Below are 12,518 nucleotides of genomic sequence, written 5' to 3'. Positions count from 1 at the left end.
AATAATTTTTATAATCCTTCCAAAGGCTTACAAAGGCTCCGTGCAGGCTTGGCCCCGGAGGCAGAGCAGCGAATAATGCCCCCCTTTGTATGGAAGGAGAGATTCACCTCATGTGGTTCAAAAACCTGCTTGTCTATCGCCTGACCCAGGATCTGCCTTTTGACGCCGAGGCGCTGGAGACTGCACTGGCGACCAAACCGGCTCGCGCCTGTGCCAGCCAGGAGTTGACCACTTACGGTTTCGTCGCGCCATTCGGCAAGGGCGAAGAGGCTCCATTGGTACACGTCAGCCAGGACTTCCTGCTGATCGCCGCACGCAAGGAAGAACGCATTCTGCCGGGCAGCGTCGTACGTGACGCGCTCAAGGAAAAGGTCGAAGAGATCGAAGCCGAGCAGATGCGCAAGGTCTACAAGAAGGAACGTGATCAGCTCAAGGATGAAATCATCCAGGCTTTCCTGCCGCGCGCCTTTATTCGTCGCTCGGCCACCTTCGCCGCCATCGCGCCCAAGCAAGGCCTGATTCTGGTCAACGCTTCCAGCCCGAAACGCGCCGAAGACCTGCTGTCGACATTGCGCGAAGTCATCGGCTCGCTGCCGGTTCGCCCATTGACCGTCAAGGTATCGCCAAGCGCGACCATGACCGACTGGGTCAAGACCCAGAAAGCGGCCGACAACTTCTTCGTGCTGGACGAGTGCGAATTGCGCGACACCCACGAAGACGGCGGCATCGTGCGCTGCAAGCGTCAGGACCTGACTGGCGATGAAATCCAGCTGCACCTGAGCACTGGCAAGGTCGTCACTCAACTGTCGCTGGCCTGGCAGGACAAACTGTCGTTCGTGCTGGACGACAAAATGGTCGTCAAGCGTCTGAAGTTCGAAGATCTGTTGCAGGATCAGGCTGAACAGGACGGCGGCGACGAGGCACTGGGACAACTGGATGCCAGCTTCACCCTGATGATGCTGACCTTTGGTGAGTTCCTGCCAGAGCTGTTCGAAGCGCTGGGCGGCGAAGAAATACCTCAGGGTATCTGACACCTCCCGCGAATGAACCGAAGCACGGCGCCGTCTTGATAGACGGCGCATTCATTTGGCACTCATAAAAAGAAGGAGCAGACCATGCGCGCCCTCGCCGCCTTGAGTCGTTTTGTCGGTAACACCTTTGCGTACTGGGTGCTGCTGTTCGCCATTCTGGCGTTTGTGTTTCCTCAGGTATTCATAGGCCTCAAAGGCTGGATCGTTCCGTTGCTGGGTCTGGTGATGTTCGGCATGGGCCTGACCCTGAAGCTCGAGGATTTCTCCGAAGTGGCGCGTAACCCGTGGCGCGTGGCGCTGGGTGTGGTCGCGCACTTTGTCATCATGCCCGGCGTGGCATGGCTGTTGTGCAAAGTGTTCCAGCTGCCGCCCGAAATCGCAGTCGGTGTGATTCTGGTGGGTTGCTGCCCGAGCGGCACATCGTCCAACGTCATGGCGTGGCTGGCCAAGGGTGATCTGGCGCTGGCGGTGGCCATTGCCGCTGTCACCACCCTGCTCGCTCCGCTGCTGACCCCGACCCTGATCTGGTTCCTGGCGTCGGCCTGGTTGCCGGTGTCCTTCATGGATATGTTCTGGTCGATTCTGCAACTGGTGATGCTGCCGATCGTGCTGGGTGTTCTGGCGCAGCGCCTGCTGGGCGCGCGGGTCAGCTACGCGGTGGACGTGCTGCCGCTGGTGTCGGTGGTGAGCATCGTGATGATCGTCTGCGCGGTGGTCGCCGCCAGTCAGGCGAAGATCGCCGAATCCGGTCTGCTTATCATGGCTGTGGTGATTCTGCACAATACGTTCGGCTTTGTGCTGGGCTACTTCACCGGCAAGGTGTTCAAGCTGCCGTTGCCACAGCGCAAGTCGCTGGCGCTGGAAGTCGGCATGCAGAACTCAGGGCTCGGCGCCGCACTGGCCAGCGCCCACTTCTCGCCACTGGCGGCAGTGCCGAGCGCGCTGTTCAGCGTCTGGCACAACATTTCCGGTGCGTTGCTCTCAACGTATTTCAGGAAGATGCCGGAGGAAGAAGGCGAGGTGGTAGCGCGCAAATCGGGACCAAACGAAAGTGTCTGACTGAATACATCCCCCCGTGGGAGGCGGCTTGCCGGCGATGCAGTCGACGCGGTGTATCAGGAAAATCGCGTCATCGTTCATCGCCGGCAAGCCGCCTCCCACGGTCCGGTGTTTGCTGCGCGACAGCGCTACGTCGAAGACGTGGTTGCGCCTCCCACAGTCCGTTAACGGACTGCAAACCCTACCGCCCCGCTCCTCTCAACGCCTTCACCTGCTCCCGCACATCCACCGGCGCGGCGGCATCTGCAGCGATAGGCGCACCGGCCACCAGCACGACGCGTGACCACAGACGGCGAAACAACCCCTTCTCCGGGTCACGACTGAAGAAGCTGCCCCACAAGCCCTGCAGGGCCATGGGGATCACCGGCACCGACGTTTCCTGAAGAATGCGCGTCATGCCGCTCTTGAAGCCGCTGATCTCGCCATCGGTGGTGAGCTTGCCTTCCGGGAAGATGCATACCAGCTCGCCCTCAGCCAGATATTGCGCAATGCGCTTGAAGGACTGCTCGTAGATTTCCATGTCTTCGTTACGACCGGCAATCGGAATGGTGCCGGCCGTGCGGAAGATGAAGTTGAGCACCGGCAATTGATAGATTTTGTAGTACATGACGAAACGGATCGGCCGTCTGACCGAACCCGCGATCAACAGTGCATCGACAAATGAAACGTGGTTGCAGACCAGCAGCGCCGCGCCTTCATCGGGAATCAGGTTCAGGTTGCGGTGCTCGACCCGATACATCGAATGACCCAGCAGCCAGATCAGAAAGCGCATGGTGAACTCAGGCACGATCCTGAAGATGTAGACGTTGACCGCCACGTTCAGCAACGACACCACCAGAAACAGGTGTGGAATCGTCAGCTTGGCGAAGCTGAGCAACAGGATGGAGACAATCGCCGACACCACCATGAACAGCGCGTTGAGAATATTGTTGGCCGCAATGACCCGTGAACGCTCTTTTTCCGGAGTGCGCGACTGAATCAGGGCATACAGCGGCACGATATAGAAACCGCCAAAAACGCCGATGCCGAGGATGTCGAACAACACCCACCAGCCTTGCCCGTCACTCAGGATAGCCAGCCAGTCGTTGGCCTGTACGTTTTGCGGGAAGCCGCCCGAATGCCACCACAGCAGCAGACCGAAAATCGTGATCCCCATGGAGCCGAACGGCACCAGACCGATCTCGACCTTGTGCCCGGACAGGCGCTCGCAGAGCAACGAACCCAGTGCGATGCCGACCGAGAAAACCGTCAGGATCAGCGTCACCACGGTTTCATCGCCGTACATCCATTCCTGGGCGTACGCCGGGATTTGCGTCAGATAGATCGCTCCGACGAACCAGAACCATGAGTTGCCGACAATCGAGCGCGACACCGCAGGCGTCTGGCCCAACCCCATGCGCAGCGTGGCCCAGGACTGGGTGAAGATATTCCAGTTGAGCTTCATTTCAGGCGAGGCAGCCGCTGCCTTCGGGATACCGAAACTGGCCAGAAAGCCCAGGCAGGCGATCAGTACGATGGCCGCCGAGACGATCCAGGCGTAGTGCGTGGAAGACATCATCACCCCGGCACTGATGGTGCCTGCGAGAATCGCCAGAAAGGTACCCATCTCGACCAGCGCGTTGCCGCCGACCAGCTCGGTCTCGCGCAGGTGCTGCGGCAGGATCGAATACTTCACCGGGCCGAACAGCGCGGAATGCGTGCCCATCGCGAACAATGCCGCCAGCAGCATCCACAGGTGGTTGAACAGAAAGCCTGCGGCTCCCACCGCCATGATCACGATTTCACCGAACTTGATAATCCTGATCAGCGCGTCCTTCGGGTATTTTTCGCCGAACTGCCCGGCCAGCGCCGAGAACAGAAAGAACGGCAGAATGAACAGCAAGGCGCACAGGTTGACGTAGATCGAACGATCTCCATCGATGGCCAGCTTATAAAGAATGGCGAGGATCAATGACTGCTTGAACACATTGTCATTGAACGCCCCGAGGGACTGCGTAACGAAAAACGGCAGGAAGCGCCGCTTCCCTAGAAGGCTGAATTGTGACTGCTGGCTCATCGTCCGTGGTCCTGAGAGGCTTGGGCACACTGGCGTCGCCGCCAATCCGAGGCACATTGAAGACGCAACGCCTGAGAATGTCGATAGGATATTTCCTGCTTTGAAGCGCGCCGAGGCGATTGCCTCGGCTGCGACACCCCGCCACGCTCGACCTTGGTCGAGAAAGACGAAGTGCAGCCGTCGTGCGAGACTGCGTGTTGTCGATACATTCTGGAATCCGATATGTCGCTGTCCAGCGGGCTGATCGCCGCCGTTGCCCTGTCCTATATGGCAATCATGTTTGCCATTGCCTTCTATGGCGACCGCTACAGCGCATCGCTGCGCCCGACCATGCGTGCCTGGGTCTACAGCCTGTCGCTGGCGGTTTACTGCACCAGCTGGACGTTTTTTGGTGCCGTGGGTCAGGCGGCCGAACAACTGTGGTCGTTCCTGCCGATTTATCTGGGTCCGATCGTGCTGATGGTGCTGGCGCCCTGGGTGCTGCAGAAGATGGTGCTGATCAGCAAACAGGAAAACATCACGTCGATTGCCGACTTCATTGCGGCGCGCTACGGCAAGTCCCAGTCGCTGGCAGTCATGGTCGCGCTGATCTGCCTGATAGGCATGCTGCCGTACATTGCGCTGCAGCTGAAAGGCATCGTGCTGGGGGTCAACATTCTGATCGGTGCCGTCGCCGACTCCACCGGCACGCGCGCTCAGGACACGGCACTGGTGGTTTCTCTGATTCTGGCGCTGTTCACCATCGTGTTCGGTGCACGCAATCTGGACGTGACCGAGCACCATCGCGGCATGGTGCTGGCGATTGCCTTCGAGGCGCTGGTGAAACTGTTCGCGTTCATGGCTGTGGGGGTGTTCGTGACCTTCGGGCTGTACGACGGCTTCGATGACTTGTTCAACCAGGCCAAGCTGGCGCCGCGCCTTGAAGAATACTGGCAGGACACGATCAACTGGCCGTCGATGTTCGTGCAGACTGGCGTCGCGATGATGGCGATTGTCTGTCTGCCCCGGCAGTTTCACGTCACTGTAGTGGAGAACATCGAGCCGCAGGATCTGAATCTGGCCAAGTGGGTGTTTCCGGCCTATCTGGCGCTGGCCGCGCTGTTCGTGGTGCCTATCGCGCTGGCCGGGCAGATGCTGCTGCCTGACTCGATGCTGCCCGACTCCTTCGTGATCAGCCTGCCGCTGGCCCATGCACACCCTTCGCTGGCACTGCTGGCATTCATCGGCGGCGCGTCGGCTGCAACCGGCATGGTGATCGTGGCCTGCGTCGCCCTCTCGACCATGATTTCCAACGACATGCTGTTGCCATGGCTGCTGCGCCGCAAGAACACCGAGCGACCGTTCGAAGCGTTCCGACACTGGATGCTCTCGGTGCGCCGTATCAGCATCGTGATGATTCTGCTGCTCGCCTACGTCAGTTATCGAATGCTCGGTTCCACCGCCAGCCTGGCGACCATCGGCCAGATCGCCTTCGCGGCCATCACCCAGCTCGCACCCGCGATGTTCGGCGCGCTGTACTGGAAGCAGGCCAACCGCCGCGGAGTTTTCGCGGGTCTGGCTGCCGGGATTTTCATCTGGTTCTACACGCTTGTCCTGCCGGTCGCTGCCCACGGCATGGGCTGGTCGCTGCACGCTTTTCCGTTGCTGGCCTGGCTGCACAGCAACCCGCTGGATTTGCCGATCACGCCAATGACCCAGGGCGTACTGCTGTCGATGGCTGGCAACTGCACGCTGTTCGCCTGGGTGTCGATGCTGTCGCGCACACGGGTGACCGAGCACTGGCAGGCAGGTCGCTTCATCGGTCAGGAAACCCAGGGGCGCGCCTACATGCGGCCATTGCTGGCGGTGCAGATCGAGGACCTGCTCAGCCTGTCAGCACGCTTTGTCGGCGAAGAACGCGCCCGACAGAGCTTTACCCGTTTTGCCTACCGTCAGGGCAAGAGTTTCAACCCCAACCAGAACGCCACGGGCGACTGGATCGCCCACACCGAACGCCTGCTGGCCGGTGTGCTCGGCACCTCGTCGACCCGTGCGGTGGTCAAGGCGGCCATCGAAGGCCGGGACATGCAACTCGAAGACGTGGTGCGCATCGCCGACGAAGCCTCCGAGGTACTGCAGTTCAACCGTGCCCTGCTGCAAGGCGCCATCGAGAACATTACCCAGGGCATCAGCGTGGTCGATCAGTCGCTGCGACTGGTGGCCTGGAATCATCGCTATCTGGAGCTGTTCAATTACCCGGAAGGCCTGATTGGCGTGGGCCGACCGATTGCCGACATCATCCGCTACAACGCCGAACGCGGATTGTGCGGACCCGGTGAGGCCGAAGTGCACGTCGCGCGGCGTCTGCACTGGATGCGGCAGGGTCGGGCGCACACGTCAGAGCGATTGTTCCCCAACGGGCAGGTGATCGAGCTGATCGGCAATCCGATGCCGGGTGGCGGTTTTGTCATGAGTTTTACCGACATTACCGCGTTCCGCGCGGCCGAACAGGCGCTCAAGGGCGTCAATGAAAGCCTTGAGCAGCGAGTGACCGAACGTACTCAGGAACTCTCGCAACTGAACCAGGCACTGACCGAAGCCAAAGGCACGGCCGAAGCGGCCAACGAATCGAAGACCCGTTTTCTGGCAGCGGTCAGCCATGACCTGATGCAGCCGTTGAACGCCGCCCGCCTGTTCTCCGCCGCGCTCTCGCATCAGGAAGACGGCATTTCCAGCGACGCCCAGCAGTTGATCCAGCATCTGGACAGCTCGTTGCGTTCAGCCGAAGACCTGATCAGCGACCTGCTGGACATCTCGCGCATCGAGAACGGCAAGATAGCCCCGGACCGCCAGCCTTTCCCGCTCAACGCGCTGTTCGACACGCTCGGCGCGGAATTCAAGGCGCTGGCGCAGGAGCAAGGCCTGAAGTTTCGGGTCAGGGGCAGTGCGTTGCGGGTGGACAGCGATATCAAGCTGCTGCGCCGCGTGCTGCAAAACTTCCTGACCAATGCATTTCGTTATGCCAGCGGGCCGATCCTGCTGGGTGTGAGGCGTCAGGGTGAACACCTGAGCCTGGAGGTCTGGGATCGCGGACCGGGTATTCCCGAAGACAAGCGCCAGGTGATTTTCGAAGAGTTCAAGCGTCTGGACAGCCATCAGACTCACGCCGCCAAAGGTCTTGGGCTGGGTCTGGCGATTGCTGATGGCCTGTGTCGCATTCTCGAGCATCCGTTGCAGGTTCGTTCCTGGACCGGGAAAGGTAGCGTGTTCAGCGTGCAGGTGCCGCTCGCGTCGGCACAGACGCCGATACCTGCCAAACTGGTGGAGATAAATCGTCCGGCCTTGAATGGCACACAGGTGCTCTGCGTCGATAACGAAGACAGCATCCTGATCGGCATGGACAGCCTGCTGTCACGCTGGGGCTGTCAGGTATGGACTGCGCGCAATCGTCAGGAATGTGAGGTCTTGCTGAACAATGGTGTCCATCCGCAGATCGCGCTGGTGGACTACCACCTGGACGACGGAGAAACCGGCACCGAGCTGATGGCCTGGCTGAGAACCCGCCTCGGCCAGCCGGTACCGGGCGTGTTGATCAGCGCCGACGGACGCCCTGAACTCATCGCCCAAGTGCACGCCGCCGGGCTCGACTACCTGCCCAAGCCGGTCAAGCCTGCGGCATTGCGCGCGTTGTTGAGTCGGCATGTGAGCTTGAGTTGAGATCGAAAAGATGAATTGAGCCATGTGTTCGGCTCACTCATTACGGCATCTGTGCCATTTGTGACGCGGAGCGTCACGGGCGGCATACCCACGCGGAGCGATGGGCACGATCAGTGTAGAGGCGGACTGATCACAACCATCAACTGCCGCTGCGCCGCATCAATCTGATCGTTCCCACGCTCTGCGTGGGAATGCCTCCCAGGACGCTCCGCGTCCGCTCTCGAATGTGGCGCAGGGTCATGTCGGCAAACAGAAACGGTGAAAACTATACGGGAAACACGTCCAGCGGACCGACGGAATACCAGGGCTCGGAAGCCATTTCATCCTCCGGGGCGCGGGTTCCGGAATGAGCCGGAAGTGGACGTCGATCAGTGGGCAGATTTCGTCGTCATCGTAGAGATCCGTCCCACCAGATACGCACCCTTGTTGCGGTAGAACACCGACGAGAACAGCTCGACAGTCAGCGCCGGGTCCTTGCACACCCAGTCCGCCAGGCTGGCATGCATTTGAGCATCGAGGCGCGGCAGATCGTTCGCGAGATCGGCATGGGTCTGAGGCTGCGACATGGAAGGACCTCCACATGAGCATCAATCTGTAACCCGCGCCAACCTCTATCTGGACAGGCGTTGCTTCAACCGAACAGCCAGTACCCCAACAAGGTCAGGACCAGCACCGCCAGCACAGGGCGCAGCACGCGGTAGGCCTTGGGGTTGCTGCGTTTGAACTGCTTGACCTTGCCACTGAAGGTATCGCTGAAACGCTTGCTGAACGCGTACGCCTGATTGATGCCACCGACGCGCTCGTCGTCCAGGTTCTGCGGTGCGGTGGCACGGCCCAGAAAGGCGCTGACGCTGCGGTTCAGGCGGGTCATCAGACGGTTGGTCAGCGGACGCTCGATGTCGCAGAACAGAATCACGCGGGTCTGGGTCGTTTCATTCTTGACCCAGTGCACGTAAGTCTCGTCGAACATGACGTCTTCGCCGTCACGCCACGAGTATTCCTTGCCATCAACGAAGATCCGGCAATCATCGGAGTTGGGCGTGGAAAGGCCCAGGTGATAGCGCAGGGAACCGGCAAACGGGTCGCGGTGTGGATTGAGGTGGCTGTCACCCGGCAACAGGGCAAACATCGCACCCTTGACGTTGGGAATGCTGTTGACCAGCGCAACGGTCTTCGGACACAGCGCTTCGGCCGAAGGCAGCGCCTTGTCGTACCATTTCAGGTAGAAACGCTTCCAGCCTTTCTTGAAGAACGAACCGAAACCGGCATCGTTGTTCTTCTCGGCGGCGCGGATATAGCCTTCGTCGAACAGGTGCATCGCTTCATCACGGATGGTTTCCCAGTTGTCCTTGAGCACATCGAGTTCGGGAAACTTGCTGCGATCCAGGTATGGCTTGGACGGCACGCGGGAAAACAGGTACATCAGCGCGTTATAGGGCGCAAACAGCGCCGAATGGTTCACGAACTGACGCAGCAACGGCAACCGGGCCTGCCCGCGCAGATGCACGTACAGCGTGCTGCCCAGGAAAAGCATCAGGATCAATGCCTTGGCAGCAAATGAAAGGGTCATGAAACTCTCCTTGGAGCGGGCAGACAACGCTGAACGTAACGCCGACAGTCGGTCAATGTGAAGGACCAGAAACGCCAGATGACCTGTAACGATCATCTGGCGCTGAAAAGGTGGCCATCATAAACCCTTGAACCGTCCGCATGAAGCACGCACTGCCCAAGATGTGTTACTGCGACAGCTCCTGGTCAGTGAACAGGTCGCTGAACAACATGCTCGACAGGTAGCGTTCGCCGGAATCCGGCAGGATCACCACGATGGTCTTGCCCTGCATTTCCGGTTTCTCTGCCAGACGTACGGCAGCGGCCATCGCCGCACCACAGGAAATACCGCACAGGATGCCCTCCTCCTGCATCAGGCGACGTGCCATGGCTTTGGACTCGTCATCGGTCACCCGTTCAACCCGGTCGACCAGTGACAGGTCGAGGTTTTTCGGGATGAAACCTGCACCGATGCCCTGAATCTTGTGCGGACTGGGCTTAATCTCCTCACCGGCCATGGCCTGGGTGATGATCGGTGAGCCGTCCGGTTCGACCGCCACCGACAAAATCGGCTTGCGTGCGGTGTGCTTGATGTAGCGCGACACGCCGGTGATCGTACCGCCCGTGCCCACACCCGCCACCAGCACGTCGATTGCGCCGTCGGTGTCGTTCCAGATTTCAGGGCCGGTGGTCTTCTCGTGAATCGCCGGGTTGGCCGGGTTCTCGAACTGACCGGGCATGAAGTACTGCTCAGGGTTGCCAGCGAGCAATTCCTCAGCCTTGGCGATGGCACCTTTCATGCCTTTGGCGGGCTCGGTCAGGACCAGTTCGGCACCCAGTGCCTTGAGCACCTTGCGACGCTCTATGCTCATGGAGGCAGGCATGGTCAGTATCAGCTTGTAGCCTCGCGCCGCCGCGACGAACGCCAGACCAATACCGGTATTGCCAGAGGTTGGCTCGACGATGGTCATGCCCGGCTTGAGTTTGCCGCTGCTTTCAGCGTCCCAGATCATGTTGGCGCCGATGCGGCACTTTACCGAGTAGCCCGGATTACGCCCTTCGATCTTGGCCAGAATCGTGACACCGCGCGGTGCGATGCGGTTGATCTGCACCAGCGGCGTGTTGCCGATGGAATGGGCGTTATCAGCGTAAATACGGCTCATGAAGATGTCCTTGTGCACATCGGTTAAATAAATAAAGCCTATGCCGCCAGCGGTTGGGCGTCCAGTATCACCGAACCGATGCTGCCGAACGCAGTCAACCCTTCACTGCAACCGGAGACTCGTGTCATGAAACGTCGCTACAGTTGGCCGCTATGGACGCTGGCCGCTCTGGTCATTCTGCTGATCGGCATCAACATCGCCCTGCCCTATCTGGTGCGTGACTACCTGAATGACAAACTCGCCGACATGGGTGATTACCGCGGTCAGGTCACTGACGTGGATCTGGCCCTTTGGCGGGGTGCGTACCGGATCAAAGGGCTGAACATCGTCAAGGTCGACGGCAAAGTGCCCGTGCCGTTCGTGAAAGCGCCGATCATCGAGCTGGCGGTCAGCTGGCATTCACTCTGGTACGACCACGCCGTCGTCGCCGAGGTTTTATTTATCGACCCGGAAATCAACTTTGTCGATGGCGGCAACAACAAACAGGCCTCCCAGACTGGTCAGGGCACGGACTGGCGCACCCAGTTGAACAAGCTTCTGCCAGTCACCCTCAACAAAGTGCGCATCGGCAACGGACGGATCACCTTCAACAACTTCAACTCCACGCCCAAGGTGAAAATCGAGGCCGACCAAGTCAATGCCAGCTTCTACAACCTGACCAATGTGGTGGATGTCGAAGGCAATCGTGACGCCAGCTTCGAGGGCAAGGCGCGCCTGCTGGGGCACGCCAAGCTGGAGAGCACTGCCCGCTTCGACCCGTTCAACAACTTTCAGGATTTCGACTTTCGCCTCAGAGCGACCGGCATTCAGCTGAAAAGGCTCAATGACTTCTCATCGGCCTACGGCAAGTTCGACTTCAATGCGGGCAACGGTGACCTCGTGATCGAGGCTCAGGCCGACAAAGGCCAGTTGAGCGGTTACATCAAACCGCTGCTGCGCAACGTCGACGTGTTCAACTGGCACCAGGACGTCGAAGACAAGGACAAGGGCGTGTTTCGCTCGATCTGGGAAGCACTGGTCGGTACCAGCGAAACGGTACTGAAAAACCAGCGCCAGAACCAGTTCGCCACCCGTGTCGACCTGAGCGGCAGCGTCAACCAGCAGAACATCAGCGGCCTTCAGGCGTTCTGGCAGATTCTGCGTAACGCATTCGTACAGGCGTTCAATGCGCGTTATGAGAGCAGCAAGGATTCCTAGTCTTTCTTGTCCGTACGATAAACGCCTGTATTTTCGGCAGCCTTCGAGGGCCGCTGGAGCGCGTCCCATCCAAGGCATGCGAGCGCCAGTGTACGAGGTGTCGCTTCGCGCGCATTGCTGTAACGAGTGATGCTGCGCGTGCTGACACCCAGCGCTTGCGCGGCCTGCGACAAGGGCAAACCGGTACGCGCACGCCAGCCTATGAAAATTCGTGTGTTCTCATCAGTTGCAGCCTGCGCCTGAGCGTCAAGATACAACGTGTCCGCACCTATCTGGATATCGGGCTCCGGCCACTCGACCGTCCAGCCATCATCGCCCACCTGCGCGCTGGCGAATGCATCGGGATCCTGCAAGGGATGAAGCCCTGGCCAGGCATGCAGGTCCTGACTCATATCGAGTATCAACTGCTGATCATTGATAAATGTCAGGGCAAGACGGTAATCGGACAAGGCCTGAACATGTTTGAGACGGGGTCGTTTCATGGATGCCATCGTCTCCAGTCCTCCATCAGTGCTTCACGGTGAATACGTATCCATTCGAGCGCTTCCTTCAAAACAGCAGCCGGGGCGTGACCTTTCAGGACTTCTATTCTTTCCAGACCGATCAGTACATCCAGCCCACCTCCAGTCAAATGGACGTGCGGTGGCAAATGATCTTTCTCCCTGAGCTGAATTCTGTATTTATCCCTGAATCTGTGCTTCGTAGACATGCCGCGTATGGTATCGCCAAATTAGCGATACCTGAAGCCCGCGTTACAGTTTTGCGCAG

The 12,518-nt window shown here is 59.5% G+C and carries 9 protein-coding genes and 2 pseudogenes; 4 read left to right on the top strand and 7 right to left on the bottom strand.

Annotation, left to right across the window (positions count from 1 at the left end; genetic code table 11):
• The first annotated feature begins 110 nt into the window (after window positions 1-110).
• Together rdgC and AC0IXS_RS22345 are read left to right on the top strand one after the other, a co-directional pair.
• Window positions 111-1,031, top strand: a complete 921-nt coding sequence (rdgC, locus tag AC0IXS_RS22350) for a recombination-associated protein RdgC (protein WP_004879325.1) — start codon at window positions 111-113, stop codon at window positions 1,029-1,031.
• An 84-nt stretch (window positions 1,032-1,115) separates the two neighbouring features.
• Window positions 1,116-2,090, top strand: coding sequence for a bile acid:sodium symporter family protein (locus tag AC0IXS_RS22345; protein WP_471825703.1), 975 nt, complete (start codon window positions 1,116-1,118; stop codon window positions 2,088-2,090).
• A gap of 181 nt (window positions 2,091-2,271) precedes the next feature.
• Here the strand turns inward: AC0IXS_RS22345 and AC0IXS_RS22340 are convergent, their stop codons facing one another.
• Window positions 2,272-4,146 carry an MFS transporter gene (locus AC0IXS_RS22340; RefSeq protein WP_471825701.1) on the bottom strand — a complete coding sequence of 625 codons (1,875 nt, stop codon included), beginning with the start codon at window positions 4,144-4,146 and terminating at the stop codon, window positions 2,272-2,274.
• 222 nt (window positions 4,147-4,368) lie between these two features.
• On the opposite strand from AC0IXS_RS22340, the gene AC0IXS_RS22335 reads away from it, so the two are divergent.
• Complete coding sequence (locus AC0IXS_RS22335; protein WP_471825699.1) at window positions 4,369-7,842, top strand: hybrid sensor histidine kinase/response regulator; 3,474 nt, start codon at window positions 4,369-4,371, stop codon at window positions 7,840-7,842.
• Window positions 7,843-8,110: 268 nt separating this feature from the next.
• Here AC0IXS_RS22335 and AC0IXS_RS22330 read toward each other — a convergent pair.
• From AC0IXS_RS22330 to cysK, 4 genes and pseudogenes are all read right to left on the bottom strand, one after another.
• Window positions 8,111-8,253 (bottom strand): annotated as a pseudogene (locus AC0IXS_RS22330) (isocitrate dehydrogenase kinase/phosphatase-domain containing protein); the annotation flags it as partial.
• Window positions 8,235-8,396 (bottom strand): annotated as a pseudogene (locus AC0IXS_RS22325) (isocitrate dehydrogenase kinase/phosphatase AceK regulatory subunit); the annotation flags it as partial. The pseudogenes AC0IXS_RS22325 and AC0IXS_RS22330, both read right to left, overlap by 19 nt.
• A gap of 77 nt (window positions 8,397-8,473) precedes the next feature.
• Window positions 8,474-9,412 carry an aspartyl/asparaginyl beta-hydroxylase domain-containing protein gene (locus AC0IXS_RS22320; protein ID WP_004879311.1) on the bottom strand — a complete coding sequence of 313 codons (939 nt, stop codon included), beginning with the start codon at window positions 9,410-9,412 and terminating at the stop codon, window positions 8,474-8,476.
• 166 nt (window positions 9,413-9,578) lie between these two features.
• On the bottom strand, window positions 9,579-10,553 hold the full coding sequence (gene cysK, locus AC0IXS_RS22315; protein WP_122667606.1) for a cysteine synthase A: 975 nt from the start codon (window positions 10,551-10,553) through the stop codon (window positions 9,579-9,581).
• A 126-nt stretch (window positions 10,554-10,679) separates the two neighbouring features.
• Between cysK and AC0IXS_RS22310 the strand changes: the two genes are divergently transcribed.
• Window positions 10,680-11,750: an AsmA family protein gene (locus tag AC0IXS_RS22310; protein ID WP_471825696.1), complete on the top strand. Its 1,071-nt coding sequence runs from the start codon at window positions 10,680-10,682 to the stop codon at window positions 11,748-11,750.
• On the opposite strand, the gene AC0IXS_RS22305 is transcribed toward AC0IXS_RS22310, so the two are convergent.
• Window positions 11,747-12,232: a DUF2442 domain-containing protein gene (locus AC0IXS_RS22305; protein WP_471825694.1), complete on the bottom strand. Its 486-nt coding sequence runs from the start codon at window positions 12,230-12,232 to the stop codon at window positions 11,747-11,749. The genes AC0IXS_RS22310 and AC0IXS_RS22305 overlap by 4 nt on opposite strands.
• Complete coding sequence (locus tag AC0IXS_RS22300; RefSeq protein ID WP_080665171.1) at window positions 12,229-12,459, bottom strand: DUF4160 domain-containing protein; 231 nt, start codon at window positions 12,457-12,459, stop codon at window positions 12,229-12,231. Before AC0IXS_RS22300 ends, AC0IXS_RS22305 begins: the two co-directional genes overlap by 4 nt.
• Between the last annotated feature and the right edge of the window lie 59 nt (window positions 12,460-12,518).

Source organism: Pseudomonas sp. AC016 (genome assembly GCF_979253365.1).
The sequence above is the reverse complement of the archived record's forward strand: the minus strand, read 5'-3'. Positions and strand labels throughout refer to the sequence as shown.